Here is a 15591-nt window from a genome sequence, read left to right on the forward strand (position 1 = left end):
CCATCGTGCGGGCGGTGACACCGGTGATACGAGATCAAGAAGAGACGATGAAGCAGCAGGGCGTGCATCCTGAGGGCGCGGAAAGCACCTCTGACGCTGCCCCGCGCCCGGACACCACCGACGAGGCACGGGAAGAGGTGCACATCGACGAGGTCGAGGGCGACGAACCGCTGCTCCCCGCGCGCGTGCACCGTCCGTCCGACCTGATGCGGCTGCTGGTGGGCGTGCTCGCCGTGGCCCTGCTCCTGGGCATCGCCGCCTTCGCACACGGGACGACGTCGGGTCTCGAACAGGACATCAACAAGGGCACCGGACAGGCCCCCGATCTCCTCATCAAGATCGCGGGACTGGCGTCCAGCATCGCGATCCTGCTGGTGCCGGTCGCGTTCGCGATCGAGCGGCTGATCAAACGCGACGGGCTGCGCATCGCCGACGGCGTCCTCGCCGCGGTCCTCGCGCACGGTGTGACCCTCGCCACCGACCTGTGGGTCGCCAAGGCCGCCCCGGGCTCGATCCAGGAGGCGCTCACCCAGCCCTCCCCCGGTGACATCCACGCCCTCACCGACCCCGTGCACGGCTACCTCGCGCCCGTCATCGCCTATATGACGGCCGTCGGCATGTCCCGTCGGCCGCGCTGGCGCTCGGTGCTGTGGATCGTGCTGCTCCTCGACGCCTTCTCGATGCTCGTCACCGGCTACACGACACCGTTCTCGATCATCCTCACAGTGCTGATCGGCTGGACGGTGGCGTACGGGACGCTGTACGCGGTCGGCTCCCCGAACGTGCGTCCCACGGGACGGACGCTGATGGCGGGCCTGCGGCACGTCGGCTTCCGCCCGGTGAGCGCCGCCCGCGAGGAGGGGCCGGAGGCGGCGGAGAGCGACCGGGGCAGACGGTACTTCGTCACCCTGGAGGACGGTCCACCGCTCGACGTCACGGTCGTCGACCGGGAACAGCAGGCCCAGGGGTTCTTCTACCGGGCGTGGCGCAATCTGACCCTGCGCGGCTTCGCCACCCGCAGCAGCCTCCAGTCGCTGCGCCAGGCGCTCGAGCAGGAGGCGCTGCTCGCGTACGCGGCCATCGCGGCGGGCGCCAACGCGCCGAAGCTGATCGCGACCTCCGAGCTCGGTCCCGACGCGGTCATGCTCGTCTACGAGCACACCGGCGGCCGCGCCCTCGACTCGCTGGCGGACGACGAGATCACCGACGACCTGCTGCGCAACACCTGGCACCAGGTGCAGGCACTCCAGTCGCGGCGCATCGCGCACCGCCGGCTCGCGGGTGACGCGATTCTGGTGGATCGTTCCGGCGCGGTGATCCTCACCGATCTGCGCGGCGGCGAGATCGCGGCCGGCGACCTGCTGCTGCGCATGGACGTCGCCCAGCTGGTGACGACGCTCGGCCTGCTGGTGGGCGCCGAACGGGCGGTGGCCTCCGCGGTGGGCGTGCTCGGACCGGACGCGGTCGCGGACTGTCTGCCGATGCTCCAGCCCATCGCCCTGACCCGCTCCACGCGCGCGACGCTGCGCCGACTGGCACGCGAGCGTGCGCAGCGGGAACGCGAGGCGGTCCTGGAGGCCTCGCAGCAGGCCAAGCAGGCCCGTCTGGAGGCGGCGGGGCACGACACCGCGCCCGTCGTCCTCGAAAAGCCGGACAAGAAGGCCGTCCGCGCGGAGGCACGGGCCGAGAAACGGGCCATCGACGACGCGCTGGAGGAGGCCCGCGAGGAGGATCTGCTGACGCAGATCCGGCACGAGGTGCTGCTGATCCGGCCCCAGGCCCCGGTCGAGCCGGCCCGGCTGGAGCGGGTGCGGCCACGCACCCTGATGAGCTTCATCGCCGGTGCCATCGGCGCCTACTTCCTGCTGACACAGCTCACCCACATCGAGTTCGGTCCGCTCATCGCCAACGCCGAGTGGGGCTGGGTGGCCGCGGCCGTGCTGTTCTCCGCGGTGAGCTACGTCGCCGCGGCGATGGCTCTGCTGGGCTTCGTGCCGGAGCGGGTGCCGTTCCCGCGGACCGTGGCCGCGCAGGTCGCCGGGTCGTTCGTGAAGATCGTGGCCCCGGCCGCGGTCGGCGGGGTCGCCCTCAACACCCGATTCCTCCAGCGCGCGGGGGTGCGCCCCGGTCTCGCGGTGGCCAGCGTCGGCGCCTCGCAGCTGTTCGGGCTCGGCTGCCACATCCTGATGCTGCTGTCGTTCGGCTATCTGACCGGTACCGAGAAGACGCCGTCGCTGTCGCCCTCCCGCACCGTCATCGCGGGTCTGCTCACGGTGGCGGTGCTCGTGCTCGTGGTGACCTCGGTGCCGTTCCTGCGCAAGTTCGTCGTCACGCGCGTGCGGTCCCTGTTCGCCGGTGTCGTGCCGCGCATGCTGGACGTGCTTCAGCGTCCGCAGAAGCTGGTCACCGGCATCGGCGGCATGCTCCTCCTCACCGCCTGCTTCGTGATGTGCCTGGACGCGTCGATCCGCGCGTTCGGCGACGAGTCGACCTCGCTCAGCATCGCCAGCGTCGCCGTCGTCTTCCTGGCCGGCAACGCGCTCGGCTCCGCGGCCCCGACACCGGGCGGAGTCGGCGCCGTCGAGGCGACCCTGACGGTCGGTCTGATCGCCGTGGGCCTGCCCAAGGAGGTCGCCGCTCCCGCGGTGCTGCTCTTCCGTCTGCTGACGCTGTGGCTGCCGGTACTACCGGGCTGGCTGGCCTTCAACCACCTGACCCGCAAGGGCGCCCTGTAGGAGGCGCGCGCCCGTACCTCGTACGGCCCGCGCCCCGCGCGCGTGCCCGGGCACGACCGCAGGATGGGATCATGCCGAACCCCTCCCGCCTGCGCGCCGCCGCCGTGACCGCCGCCGCCCTGCTGCTGTCCTCCATGGTGGCGGGCTGCGGCGACGACGCGCAGGACGAGGACCTGACGGCGCAGAAGCCGAGCTGGAAGGACTGCTCGGCCCCCTCCCAGGCGGAGGGCGGCGGCAGTGCCCCCTCCCCGCTGCCGGACGGCGACCAGTGGCAGTGCGCCACCATGAAGGCGCCCCTCGACTGGGACGACCCCGAGGGCGACACGATCGACATCGCGTTGATCCGGGCCCGGACGAGCGGCGACGAGAGCGACAGGATCGGCTCCCTGGTCTTCAACTTCGGCGGACCCGGCGGCTCGGGCGTCTCCACCCTGCCCGCATTCGGCGAGGAGTACGCGGCCCTGCGCACCCGCTACGACCTGGTCAGCTTCGACCCGCGCGGGGTCGGCCGCAGCGCCGGGGTGCGCTGCGAGAACGACCAGCAACTCGACGCGTACTTCCAGCAGGACGGCACACCCGACGACGCCGTCGAGCGCACCGCTCTGCTGGACAACACCAAGGACTTCAACGCGGCCTGCGAGAGGAACGCGAAGAAGATGCTGCCGAACGTGCGGACCACGGACGCGGCCCGCGACATGGACCTGATGCGCCAGGTCCTCGGCGACGACCGGCTGTACTACTTCGGCATCTCCTACGGCACCGAACTGGGCGGCGTGTACGCCCACCTGTTTCCCAAGAACGTGGGACGCGCCGTCTTCGACGCGGTCGTCGACCCGACGCAGACGTCCGAACAGGGCTCGCTCGGGCAGGCGAAGGGCTTCCAGCTCGCCCTCGACAACTTCGCCGAGGACTGCACGTCCAAGACGCAGGACTGCCCCGTCGGGGACACCGCTCAGGACGTGAAGGACCGGATCGCGAGGCTCCTCGAAAGCCTGGACGGCAAGCCGATCCCGGGCATCTTCCCGCGCGAACTGACCCAGAGCGCCGCGACCAACGGCATCGCGCAGGCGCTGTACTCGAAGGACTTCTGGGAGTACCTCACCGAGGGCCTGGAGCAGGCCTACGCCGGGGACGGCAAGATCCTGATGCTGCTGTCCGACCTGATGAACGGCCGCAACGAGAACGGCGAGTACAGCAACATCGCGGCCGCCAACATCTCCATCAACTGCTCCGACGACAAGCCCCGCTACTCCACGGCCTATGTGCAGCGGCGGCTGCCTGAGTTCCGGGCCGCCTCCAGCCTGTTCGGGGACTTCCTGGCCTGGGGCATGGTCAGTTGCACCGACTGGCCCGTCCCCGGCGCCGCCGAACATCCCGATGTGAGCGCGCCCGGGTCGGCGCCGATCCTCGTCGTGGGCAACACCGGCGACCCGGCGACCCCGTACGAGGGGGCCCGGAAGATGGTGGCCGCGCTGGGCCGCGGGGTCGGGGTGGAGCTGACGTACAAGGGGCAGGGGCACGGTGCGTACGGCAGCAAGAACGCCTGCGTCCAGACGGCGGTGAACGGCTACCTGCTGAACGGCAAGGTGCCGGCCGCGGGGACCGTCTGCTCCTGACACCGCCCCGAATTCCCCGATAAACCCGCAGGTCAAAAGGTTATCCACAGGCCCCGACGGGTGGGCCGTGCGCCGCCTAATATGGCCTGACAGCCGTTCGCCGCCGAGCGCGGACGGCCTGCGAGGGGGGAAGTGCACATGGCGCGATTCGTACGGTGGACGGCGCTGGGGGCTGCCGCAGCGCTGCTGGTGGCGGGCTGTAGCGGCGGTGCGTCGGACGGGGACGGAGACGACAAGGGCGGTACGGCCGACGCGCAGCCCACCGCCTCCTCCGGGGCGACCGCCACGACGGCCGCGCTGCCCGCCTCGCTGACCGGGCAGAAGCTCGACTGGGGACGCTGCAAGGCCACCGCGGACTCCGCCGCGCCGGGCAGCGACTGGCAGTGCGCGACGCTGAAGGTGCCACTGGACTGGTCGAAGCCGGACGGCAACACGATCGGCCTCGCCCTGGTGCGCACCAAGTCCCGGGCGGAGGGGAGCAAGCGGGCCGGCTCGCTGCTGTTCAACTTCGGCGGCCCCGGCGGCTCGGGAGTGTCGACGCTCCCCTCCTACGGTTCCGCGTACTCCTCGCTCCGCGACCAGTACGACCTGGTGAGCTGGGACCCGCGCGGGGTCGGCGCCAGCGAGGGCGTCCGCTGCCGCACCGACAAGGGCATCCAGGCCGCCGAGTCCCTCGACTCCACACCGGACACCCCGGCCGAGGAACAGGCCTACTTCGAGGACGCCACCGCATTCGGCAAGGGCTGCGCGAAGGCCGCCGGCAAGCTGCTGGCGCATGTGTCGACGACCGACACCGCCCGCGACATGGACCTGATGCGCCAGGTCCTCGGCGACGCGAAGATGCACTACTTCGGCATCTCCTACGGCACCGAACTGGGCGGTGTGTACGCCCACCTGTTCCCGAAGAACGTCGGGCGGCTGATCCTCGACGCGGTCGTCGACCCGAGCGCCGACTCCGTGGGCCACGCGCAGAACCAGGCACGCGGCTTCCAGCGGGCACTCGACGACTACCTGAAGTCCACGGGCCAGGACCCCGCGAAGGGCAGCAAGAAGATCGCGGATCTGCTGGACCGGATCGACACCGACCCGCTCCCCACGTCGGACGGGCGCAAGCTGACGCAGACACTCGCGGTCACCGGCATCGTCCTGCCGCTGTACAGCAAGCAGGGCTGGCCGAGCCTGACCAGCGCCCTGAAGTCGGCGGAGGACGGGGACGGCACCGAACTGCTGACGCTCGCCGACGGCTACAACGAGCGGGACACCTCGGGGCACTACGGCACGACGACCCACTCGCAACGGGTCATATCGTGCCTGGACGACAAGCAGCGGCCGAACGCCGAGGAGACGAAGAAGCTGCTGCCGGAGTTCGAGAAGATCTCACCCGTGTTCGGGGACTTCCTGGGCTGGGACACGGCCGGCTGGTGCCACGACTGGCCGGTGGCCGGGCAGTACGACACCCCGGAGGTGAGCGCGGCGGGCGCGGCTCCGATCCTGCTGGTCGGCAACACCGGGGACCCTGCGACGCCGTACGAGGGCGCGCGGAAGATGGCGGACGAGCTCGGCAAGGGCGTCGGTGTGCTGCTGACCTGGAAGGGCGAGGGACACGGCGCCTACGGCAGCGGGAGCGACTGCGTCGACGCGGCGGTGGACGCGTACCTGTTGAAGGGGACGGTGCCGAAGGACGGCAAGGTCTGCTCATGACGACGGCGGGGGCTTCGCGCACTCGTGGTACGCGAAGCCCCCGCCGACCGGACCGGGTACCCCGGTGCGCGAAGGGAGCAGCCGGGTCAGTAGATCGGCTTGCTCGGCTCGATCTGGTTGACCCAGCCGATCACGCCGCCGCCGACGTGCACGGCGTCCGAGAAGCCCGCGGACTTCAGCACCGCGAGGACCTCCGCACTGCGGACACCCGTCTTGCAGTGCAGAACAATCTTCTTTTCCTGCGGCAGGGCCTCCAGGGCGGTGCCCATCAGGAACTCGTTCTTCGGGATCAGCTTGGCGCCCGGGATGGAGACGATCTCGTACTCGTTGAGCTCGCGGACGTCGATGATCTCGATGTTCTCGCCGTCGTCGATCCACTCCTTGAGCTGCTTGGGAGTGATCGTCGAGCCGGCCGCCGCCGCCTGGGCCTCCTCGGAGACGACGCCGCAGAAGGCCTCGTAGTCGATGAGCTCGGTGACGGTCGGGTTCTCGCCGCAGACCGCGCAGTCGGGGTCCTTGCGGACCTTGACCTGGCGGTACTGCATCTCCAGGGCGTCGTAGATCATCAGGCGGCCGACCAGCGGCTCGCCGATGCCCGCGAGGAGCTTGATCGCCTCGTTGACCTGGATGGAGCCGATCGACGCGCACAGCACGCCCAGTACGCCACCCTCGGCGCAGGAGGGGACCATGCCCGGCGGCGGGGGCTCCGGGTAGAGGCAGCGGTAGCAGGGACCGTGCTCGGACCAGAAGACGGACGCCTGGCCGTCGAAGCGGTAGATCGAGCCCCACACGTACGGCTTGTTCAGCAGCACGCACGCGTCATTGACCAGGTAGCGGGTCGCGAAGTTGTCCGTGCCGTCGACGATCAGGTCGTACTGGCTGAAGATGTCCATCACGTTGTCGGCCTCGAGCCGCTCTTCGTGCAGGACCACATTCACGTACGGGTTGATGCCGAGGACGGAGTCGCGGGCGGACGCGGCCTTGGAGCGGCCGATGTCGGCCTGGCTGTGGATGATCTGCCGCTGGAGGTTCGACTCGTCGACCTCGTCGAACTCCACGATGCCGAGCGTGCCCACGCCCGCCGCGGCCAGGTACATCAGCGCCGGCGAACCCAGACCGCCGGCGCCCACACAGAGCACCTTGGCGTTCTTCAGCCGCTTCTGCCCGTCCATCCCGACATCGGGAATGATCAGGTGGCGGGAGTACCGGCGAACCTCGTCTACGGTGAGCTCAGAGGCTGGCTCGACCAGGGGTGGCAGCGACACGGGGACTCCGTTGGTCGGTCGATCACTACAGTTGTTCTCCCCGTAACACTGCCATGGCCTTCTTCATTCCGAGACACCCGTTCCGATCCGCGAGACGAGTTCGTCCCAGTAGCCGGGCATGGCCTCCCAGGGGTCGACGAGGCCGCCGCGGTCGGTACCGTCGGTGAACCAGATCGTCGCGGCGCCCTGCCAGCGGGCGATGCGCAGCGCCTCGTCGAGGTGACCGCGCGGCACGCCGTGCACAAGGTGGCAGAAGCGCTCGGGCGGGTGCTCCGCGGTCCACTCGGCAACCTGCGACCAGCGGTAGTCGCTCCAGGGGCCCGAGAAGGTGATCACCTGGTCGCCGTGCTCGACGTAGCCGGGGTAGGGGTGGGTGCCGTGCCCGAGGACGATGTGGGGCGCGTCGCCGAGGGTACGAAGTGCCCCGACCGTGCGGCGCAGCCCGGGGAGTTCGGCGCGCCCGGCCGGACACCGGTCCAGGAGGAAACCGTCGACCTGGTACCAGTCGAGGTGGCGCTGTGCGTCGGAGATCACCTCGGCGAAGGGCCGGGCGCCGTAGCGGGTGTCCAGGCGCCCGAGGACCCGGACGCCGGCGTTGCGCAGCCGGCCCGCGGCTTCCAGGCAGCGCGGGTCGGGGCGGACGCCGGGGCCGTCGGCGACGTCGAGGAGCACCCAGTGCAGGCGTCTGCCGGAACGGGCCAGTTCGCGCCACTCGGTCGGTGCGAGAAGGGGGTGCGCGATGCCGGGTACGCCGAAGCCGGTGCGGACGTCGGTGGTGCCGGCGCTCGCGGTGCCCGCCGGGGTTCCGGTCAGATACGACATGCCGCCTCCATCCAGATGTCGGCGAGGGACTCCTCGAGGTTGATGCGGGGCCGCCAGCCGAGCCGGTCGCGGGCGGTGCGCACATCGGCCTGCTGCCACGTGCCGCAGCCGTCCGGATACGGGTACGCGACGGGGCCCGCGTGGTCGGACTCGGGGCGCGGGTGGCCGATGGCGGGTCTGAGGTGGACGCCGGGCGGCCCGTCGAGTTCGTGCAGTGCGCCGCCGTATCCGGCCACGCGCGCGAGGATCGCGGCGGCGTCGCGCAGACGGACGGCGCGGCCCGAGCCGATGTTGATGACGCCCTGCGCGGCGGAGAGCGAGGCCGCGTGCACGGCGCGGGCGACGTCCCGGACGTCGATGAAGTCGCGTTGCACGCCGAGGCCGCCGAGCTTGAGCTCGCCGTCGCCGGACTGCATGGCGCGGCGCATGGCCTCCGCGAGTCGGCCCAGCGGGGAGCCGGCGGGCGTGCCCGGACCGGCGGGCGAGAAGACCCGGAGCACGACGGCGTCCAGACCGGAGCCGAGGACGAGTTCGGTGGCGGCGAGCTTGCTGACGCCGTACGGGCCGCCGGGGCGCGGCACTGCGTCCTCGGCCGTCGAGGAGCCGGGCTGGCTCGGGCCGTACTCGGCGCCGCAGCCGATCTGCACCAGACGGGCGCCGCAGCCGCTGCGGCGCAGGGCCTCGCAGACGGTGGCGACGGCGACGGTGTTGTGCCGGGTGAGTTCGCGGGCGCCGCCCCGGGTGGTACCGGCGCAGTTGACGACGACCTGGGGGTGGACCGCGTCGAGGAAGCGGGTGAGCGCGCCGGGGCTGCCGGACGCGAGGTCGAAGCGGACGTCGGCGTCGTCGCCGCGGCCGAGCGCGGTGAGCTGGACGGCCGGGTCGGCGAGCAGACGGTCGGCGACGAAACGACCGAGGTAGCCGTTGGCTCCGATCAGCAGGACCCTCATCGTGCGGCTCCCGGGGTGTGCGCGGTGGCTGTGGCCGGGGCCGCGGGGGCGCCGGTCGCCGCGTGTCCTCCGGCTGCTCCTGCGACCGCGGGGGCGCCCGTGACCGCGGGTGCCCCGGTATCTCCGGTCGCTCCGGATCGGGAGGTGGTCATCTGGTCTCTCCTTCAAGCGTGTTGGGGTGGGGTGCGGCTGGGTGGAGGAACACGTGCGTCGCGTGGTCCGGGTGCGGCGGGAAGTGCGGCGGGGGATGCGCCGTGCCCGGTGGCCGTGCCGCCGACGGCAGGCGTCGGAAGGGCGGGCGGGTACGGACACGAAGACGGGCTCGGATCGGCACGACTGGTCCATCCAGCACGATGGGTCCGTTGAGCACGGCTGGTTCCTTCAGCACGGCTGGTCCGTTCGTGCGTGGGCCGAGGCCCTGGTCAGCGTGCGGGTCGCATGGAACAACAGGGTCAGCGCGGCGGCTCCGCAGACGAGGGTCGGGACACCGGCCGGGCCCCAGGCGGCCACCAGGCTCTCCACTGGGGCGGCCAGGAAGCCGCAGCCGGGCAGCCGACCCGCGAAGACCGTGGCCGGGGCGAGCGCCTCCGCCGTGCCGACGACACCGAGGACGACCGCCGGGGCGTGGGTGAAGCCGTGCACGGTGAGGAGACGGGCGAGGAAGAGGAGCGCGCCCAGGGTGAGGGTGTGGCCGTAGTCGGCCGGCTCGCCCATGACCGCGGCGCTCAGCGGGGTCAGCGCGGCCAGCGCGCCCAGGAACAGGGCGAAGGTGCCGAGCAGCAGGGGCTGTACGGAGGCGGCGAACTCCTCCAGACCACGGCTGGTGTCCAGGCGGCGCCGGGCATGCACGGCGAGGAGATGGGCGCTCCAGGCGGCCGGCGCGCAGGCCAGGGTGAGGGTCAGCAGCGGGGCGGCGGCGAAGGGCCAGTGACCGCCCGTGGTCCCGTCGGGCAGGCCGTCGGGACCTCCGGCGACGGCCGTACGCAGAAGGCTGTCGCCGAGGGCCGCGTAGCCGAGGAGCCAGCAGGTCCAGGCACCCGTCCGGTGCGGGCCGGGGTGGGCGCCGCGGTGCGGGCTCAGCGGGCCCCGGCGCAGTACCGCACGCAGGGCGAGGGCGACGGCGAGGATGCCCGCTGCGGCGACGAGCAGACAGGTGCGTCCATGGGTGAGGCGCACACCCGTCACGACGGCGGCGCACAGGACGCCGGGCAGCAGGGTGAGCAGTGCCCGGTCCAGGCGGGGCCGCGGGGTCGCCGTGACCGTAGGGGGCGGGGGCGCGTCGCCGTCGCGGGGGACGCGCGCGTACATCTCCTCCGCGAGGGAGAAGACGTCCCGGTGCCGGAAGCGTGCGGCGGTGCGGTCGGTGACCCCGTGGGCCTCCAGGCCCGCCGCGATCTCCAACGGGTCGACGGCGCGTTCGCACAGCTCACGGTGACGGTGCATCAGGGCCTTCACCGGGTCCGCGGCACCCCGGCGGGGAGCGGCCGGTGCGCGCCCCCGGGCGCCGGCGTCGACGCGCGCCCCGGATCTCCCCGGCGCCTCCGCAGCCCCCGGCGCTGCGGGCGTTCCCGGCGACGGCGTACCCGGCGTTCCCGGCTCCCCCGGCGTACCCGGCCGGTCCAGTTCTTCGAGCCCGCTCATCGTGCACCCTCCCTCGCGGCGATCGGCGGGGTGTCCCGTGCCGTCGGCCCCGCCGCCCAGCTCGGTCCGCCGCGGGCGGTGACACGCACATCCGGACCGGCCCAGTGACCCGTCAGACACGCCTCGGCCGGGACGGCGAACGGACGGGGATCGCCGTCGTCGAAGAGGAATCGCCGCGCCGGGGCCCTGGCGACGAGCTGCAGGTAAATGCCGTGAAATGCCGTGACGTTCTGCTCGACCGTGAAGAGTTCCAGGGCTCGGGCGCGGGCGGCCGCGCCCAGGCGTGCACGGCGCTCCGGGTCGCGCAGAAGCGCCACGCACGCCTCGGCGAGCGCCCGCGGATTGCGCGGCGGAACGACCAGTCCCGTGCCGCCGATGACCTCGACCACCGCTCCGACGTCGGTCGACACGGTCGCCCGGCCGCAGAACATCGCCTCGACCAGGCCGACCGGGAACCCCTCGACGACGCTGGACAGGACGACCACCGCGCCGGCCGTGTACGCCTCGGCGAGGGTGGGCGCGTCCGGGCCGCCGATCTCCTCGAAGGACACCGGGTTGTCACCGACGGCGTGCGGTCCGTCCGCCTCGTCGGGGAAGAGCTGTGCGGCCAGCACCTTGCAGTGGCCGAGGTAGGCCTGCCCCTCCGCCCCGGCCGCGGCGCCGATGATCCGCAGGCGGGTGCGCGGTTCCTGCTTGCGCAGCTCCGCGAAGGCGTGCAGCAGGGAGACCAGGTCCTTGGCCGGTTCCACCCGGCCGACCCAGACCAGGGTGTGCGGATCGGCGGTGTCGAGGGAGTCGCCCGCCTCGGCGAAGCGGGACGCGTCCATGCCCGGGTAGACGGTGCGCAGTTTGGCGCGGTCGGCACCGCATCGCTCCTGCCAGCGGCGGGCGTGCGCGTTGCCGGGGGTGACGCACGCCGCCTGTCGGTACACCTCGGCGGCGAGCCGACCGTGGAAGGCGGCGACCAGCGAGCGTACGGCGGGAGCCGCCTCGGCGGACGGCGCGGGCGCGGGCCCGGCGGGCCCCGCCGGCGAGGGGCCGGTCCCCGAGCTCAGATAGTGCGTCCGCAGCCGGACCCCGTATTCGGTCACCAGCAGCGGCACGTCGAAGAAGTGCCGTGCGAGCAGCCCGGGCAGGGCCGCCGCACCGCCGGACGTGGCATGGCACAGGTCGACCGCGCCGAGGCCCTCGTCCCCGTCGCCGCCGCTCTCGTCCCCGTACCAGTCGAGCGAGAGGGGGCGCAGGGCGCGTTCGAGGTGCGCGGCGACGGCGAGCAGTTCGGGTACGCGCGCCTCGCGCGCCGTACGCAGCGCGCCGGGCGCGCGGCAGGCACGTTCCAGAGCGCGCACGGCACTCTCCGAACGGAGTGCCCCCACCAGGCCGCCCTCGTCCCGGGCGAGTTCGGCGAGGCCGTACAGCGCGTTGGCGAAACGGTCCGCCTCAGCGGCCTCGGCGGCCCGCTGGGGGCCCGCAGGGTCCGGGGGGTCCCCCTCGCACAGCGCGGTCACCAACTCGCCGTAGGACTCCGTGAAGCGCCGGCGCGCGCGCCTGCCGTAGGCGACGCCGTCGTCCTCCGCCGTCCACAGCGGTGCCGTACGCACCCGGCTGACCTGCGGCGGAAGCTCGACCCAGCCCGCTTCTTCCTGGTGTTCGGCACGGCTGAGCGCGTAGACGTCGAACTCGTGCTGCCCGAGCCCGCGCACGAGCCGGTCGCACCAGAGCCCGGCGTCACCGCTCAGATACGGATAGCCGCCCTCCGTCAGCAGTCCGATGCGCACGCGCACTCCCGATCTCCCGTTTGGGGAGCCGCCGTTGACCCGGCGGCTCGCAGCGGGACGAACGTATGCGGACAAGGTGGTGGTGCGACGGACGGTTGTCCGTCGCACCACCAAAAGGGGTGAACGGTCGTAACTTTCCCGTGCGGGTCGCGTTCGGTCGCGCTAGGAGATCATCCGACTGCGAAACGTCACGTCACACGCGCCACACGGGTCTCAGGCCAGGGCCGGCTTCCGCCGTTCGGCGCGTCGGCGGGCGGCGACCGCCGGGTCGAGTGCCGGTACGGCGGCCAACAGCTGCCGGGTGTACGGGTCCCGAGGCGACTCGTACACCTCGTCGGCGGGCCCCTCCTCGACGACACGGCCGCGCCGCATCACCGCGACCCGGTCGCTGACCTGGCGCACCACGGCCAGGTCATGGGCGCCGAAGACCAGCGCGACACCGAGTTCCCGCCGGAGCTCGCCGAGCAGGGCGACGACCTGGGCCCGGGTGGTCACGTCGAGTGCGGAGACCGGCTCGTCGCACACGATGACGCGCGGGTCGGCCGCGCGTGCGCGCGCGATGCCCACGCGCTGGCGCTACCCGCCGCTGAACTCGTGCGGGTAGCGGTCGTGGTGCGCGGCTTCGAGTCCCACACGCTCCAGCAGTTCCGTCACGCGCCCCATGAGACACCCGTCCATCTCTGAGGCTCAACTGCCCGGATAGGGCCAGGCGTTGGGCAGGCAGTGGATGCCGTCGTGGTCGAGGAACTTCGTCTGCTGCTGCATGACGGGCGCCAGGTCGCCGTCCTTGTCGCAGGTGACATGGCTGTAGCCGAGGCGGTGGCCGACCTCGTGGTTGATCAGCATCTGCCGGTAGGCGTACATCTTGTCGCCGAAGGTCTCCGACCCCTGGGCCCACCGGTAGGCGTTGATCATCACGCGCTCGGTGGCGGCCGAGTCGCAGGAGACGTTGTCCTCCGTGGTGTCCAGACCCGACTTGGCGCACCACACGGCGGTGGTGCCCGGACTGGCGAGCGTGATGACGAAATCGGCCTCGCCCGACTGGATCCGCTCGAAGGTACGGGCGCCGTCGTGGGCCCAGCTGCGGGCGTCGTTGAGCGTCTTCTGCACGGCCTGCGCGAAGAGTTCGCCGTCGAGCCCGAGGCCCTGTTCCACGTCCACGCGGTAGGTGTACTTCTGCCCCTTGCCGGGCGCCTTGTCGACGCCCGCGACGGCGTCGAACTTTCCCGACCCCTCGAGCTCGGCGCCGAGCGTGTACTTCATGTCCATCCGCTGCGCGTACGTCAGCGTGGCCGCGGCGCCGGGCGCACCGGCGGACACGGACGGGCTCGGCCGGTCCTCCCCGCGCGCGGCGTCGTCGTCGACGGCCTCACGGGTCTGCCCGGAGGCGGACTGCGACCGGACGGAGTCGTCGTCCCGGCCGGTGGCGACCTGTCCGGCGACCACGACGGCCAGCACTGTGGTGACGGCGGCGGCCGCGATACCGGCGAACGCCCGCCCCTTGACTCCCGGGGTGGTCGCGGGCTCGCCGGTGGGCGGCGCGTCGCCGCCGTCGACGGCGGCCGGGCCGGTGGTACGGAAGGCAGCCTCCCGGTCGGTGTCGGTGGAGTAAGGCTCCTGCTCACGCACGCGCGTGGCGGCGGACCGCGTCCTCGCGCGCGTGAAGACGTCCTCGTCGTCCTCGCCGAAGGCGTCGAGGTACTCCTGACGCGGGCCCTGACGGGAACCTTGGCGAGGGCCCTGACGCGGACCGTCCTGGGGTATGGGTCGCTGACGCGGTATCACGGGCTGCCCGGTACCCGCTGATCGTCCCCTCAAGTCACCCCAGCCGCCCCCACCCTCACGCTGCTCGGGGTGACCGCCCCGCACCTGCGGAAACCCATGGGCCGGAGTTCCGTCGGGAAACGGGAAGCGGGGCACTCCGTGCGAGGGGGTTCCGTCGTACCCCGGGGGCGGCACCTGGACGCGGGCGCCACGCGGGTCCCCCTGGGGGGACGGCTCCGGAGAAGCCCCCTGCGACGCGCCCTTGGAGCCGCCTTTGGCGGCACTCCTGGGCGCGGGTCCACGCCGGCTGTGGCGTCCCACGTAGGTCTCAGCCTCCCGAGGTCTCGGTCGTGGTGTCGGCGAGCAGCTCCCGGAACGCCGTCGCCACCGTCTCGGGATACTCCATCATCGCCACGTGCCCGGCGTCGGGCAGCGTGAGCAGGCGGGAGTCACGGAAGGTACGGGCGGCCCGCTGCGCCATGCGGAAACCCACGAGTTGGTCGCGACCACCGTAGACCAGGAGGGTCGGCGCGAGGACTCGCTCGGCCTGGCGCCACAGCCCGTGCTGACCCCCCAGCGTGTACGCGCTGAGCAGGCCACGCGTGGAACGCGTCAGCGCGTCCCAGAAGTACGGCAGCCGAAGACGCCGCTCCAGCTCTTCCACCGCATGGTGGAACGCGTCCGGGCTGACGCGCCCGGGATCGCCGTAACAGAGCGCCGTGACGCCGCGGACGCGCTGCTCGGCTGTCCACTCCCGGGTGAACCTGGTGAAGAGCGCGGCCACGCCCGGCAGCCCGACCAGTCCGGTGGGCACCGCCGTGCGCTGCACCCGAAGCTCCGGCAGCGCGGGTGACACCAGCGTCAGCGTCCGCACGAGGTCGGGCCGGACCGCGGCGACGCGCGTGGACACCGCACCGCCGAGGGAGTTGCCGAACAGGTGCACGGGTCCTCGGTCCACCGCGTCGAGATAGCGGATGACGGCACGCGCGTGTGCCGTGATGGAGTAGTTGCCGTCGTCCGGCGGCGGGGAGTCGCCGAAGCCGGGCAGATCCAGGGACTCGCTCGCCACCGCCCCGTCGAGCAGCGCCATCAGCGCGGACCAGTTCTGCGAGGAACCGCCCAGGCCGTGCACGTACAGCGCGGGCGCGAGGCCCTCACGCGCGGGCGGCCTGGAGCGGATGGTGAGCGTGACGCCCGGCAGCCCGACCGACCGGAGCCGCTCGCCCTCGGCCACCCGGACCGCGATCGCCTTCGGCAGCACACTGGTGGGCGGCACGGAAGGCAGCTCGGTCGAAGACATGCCGGCAATGTTACGAGAC

Annotated in this window: 10 protein-coding genes and 1 pseudogene; 3 read left to right on the forward strand and 8 right to left on the reverse strand. The window is 72.3% G+C overall.

The genetic code is table 11. The features are described from left to right. Positions 1-47 precede the first annotated feature (47 nt). From OHU34_RS14760 to OHU34_RS14770, 3 genes are all read left to right on the forward strand, one after another. Positions 48-2735, forward strand: coding sequence for a lysylphosphatidylglycerol synthase domain-containing protein (locus OHU34_RS14760; RefSeq protein ID WP_200839796.1), 2688 nt, complete (start codon positions 48-50; stop codon positions 2733-2735). A gap of 71 nt (positions 2736-2806) precedes the next feature. Then, positions 2807-4351: an alpha/beta hydrolase gene (locus OHU34_RS14765; protein ID WP_405766716.1), complete on the forward strand. Its 1545-nt coding sequence runs from the start codon at positions 2807-2809 to the stop codon at positions 4349-4351. Positions 4352-4489: 138 nt separating this feature from the next. Beyond that, complete coding sequence (locus OHU34_RS14770; protein ID WP_142266082.1) at positions 4490-6052, forward strand: alpha/beta hydrolase; 1563 nt, start codon at positions 4490-4492, stop codon at positions 6050-6052. A gap of 86 nt (positions 6053-6138) precedes the next feature. Here the strand turns inward: OHU34_RS14770 and moeZ are convergent, their stop codons facing one another. The 8 genes and pseudogenes from moeZ to OHU34_RS14810 form a co-directional block, all read right to left on the reverse strand. Next, positions 6139-7317, reverse strand: a complete 1179-nt coding sequence (gene moeZ, locus OHU34_RS14775) for an adenylyltransferase/sulfurtransferase MoeZ (RefSeq protein ID WP_142266081.1) — start codon at positions 7315-7317, stop codon at positions 6139-6141. Positions 7318-7380: 63 nt separating this feature from the next. After that, positions 7381-8139, reverse strand: coding sequence for a spherulation-specific family 4 protein (locus OHU34_RS14780; RefSeq protein ID WP_405766719.1), 759 nt, complete (start codon positions 8137-8139; stop codon positions 7381-7383). Continuing rightward, positions 8127-9089 carry an NAD(P)-dependent oxidoreductase gene (locus tag OHU34_RS14785; RefSeq protein WP_020130819.1) on the reverse strand — a complete coding sequence of 321 codons (963 nt, stop codon included), beginning with the start codon at positions 9087-9089 and terminating at the stop codon, positions 8127-8129. The genes OHU34_RS14780 and OHU34_RS14785 overlap by 13 nt, the downstream gene beginning before the upstream one ends. Positions 9090-9470: 381 nt before the next feature. Then, positions 9471-10730, reverse strand: coding sequence for a hypothetical protein (locus OHU34_RS14790; RefSeq protein WP_230194726.1), 1260 nt, complete (start codon positions 10728-10730; stop codon positions 9471-9473). Next, positions 10727-12508: a DUF3492 domain-containing protein gene (locus tag OHU34_RS14795; RefSeq protein ID WP_405766721.1), complete on the reverse strand. Its 1782-nt coding sequence runs from the start codon at positions 12506-12508 to the stop codon at positions 10727-10729. The genes OHU34_RS14790 and OHU34_RS14795 overlap by 4 nt, the downstream gene beginning before the upstream one ends. Positions 12509-12721: 213 nt before the next feature. Continuing rightward, positions 12722-13171, reverse strand: a pseudogene (locus tag OHU34_RS14800) (ATP-binding cassette domain-containing protein); the annotation flags it as partial. A gap of 24 nt (positions 13172-13195) precedes the next feature. Further along, positions 13196-14593 (reverse strand): DUF3152 domain-containing protein, encoded by a 1398-nt coding sequence (locus tag OHU34_RS14805; RefSeq protein WP_142266078.1) that lies wholly within the window; start codon positions 14591-14593, stop codon positions 13196-13198. A gap of 7 nt (positions 14594-14600) precedes the next feature. Further along, on the reverse strand, positions 14601-15572 hold the full coding sequence (locus tag OHU34_RS14810) for an alpha/beta fold hydrolase (RefSeq protein ID WP_405766723.1): 972 nt from the start codon (positions 15570-15572) through the stop codon (positions 14601-14603). Positions 15573-15591: the final 19 nt, after the last annotated feature.

This window comes from Streptomyces sp. NBC_00080 (genome assembly GCF_045041255.1).
GTDB classification, from domain to species: Bacteria; Actinomycetota; Actinomycetes; order Streptomycetales; family Streptomycetaceae; genus Streptomyces; species Streptomyces coriariae.

Coding starts and splice junctions, on each gene's coding strand:
- OHU34_RS14760 (WP_200839796.1), top strand. CDS start 48: ATGAAGCAGCAGGGCGTGCATCCTGAGGGCGCGGAAAGCACCTCTGAC.
- OHU34_RS14790 (WP_230194726.1), bottom strand. CDS start 10,730: ATGAGCGGGCTCGAAGAACTGGACCGGCCGGGTACGCCGGGGGAGCCG.
- OHU34_RS14770 (WP_142266082.1), top strand. CDS start 4,490: ATGGCGCGATTCGTACGGTGGACGGCGCTGGGGGCTGCCGCAGCGCTG.
- OHU34_RS14765 (WP_405766716.1), top strand. CDS start 2,807: ATGCCGAACCCCTCCCGCCTGCGCGCCGCCGCCGTGACCGCCGCCGCC.
- OHU34_RS14810 (WP_405766723.1), bottom strand. CDS start 15,572: ATGTCTTCGACCGAGCTGCCTTCCGTGCCGCCCACCAGTGTGCTGCCG.
- OHU34_RS14780 (WP_405766719.1), bottom strand. CDS start 8,139: ATGTCGTATCTGACCGGAACCCCGGCGGGCACCGCGAGCGCCGGCACC.
- OHU34_RS14785 (WP_020130819.1), bottom strand. CDS start 9,089: ATGAGGGTCCTGCTGATCGGAGCCAACGGCTACCTCGGTCGTTTCGTC.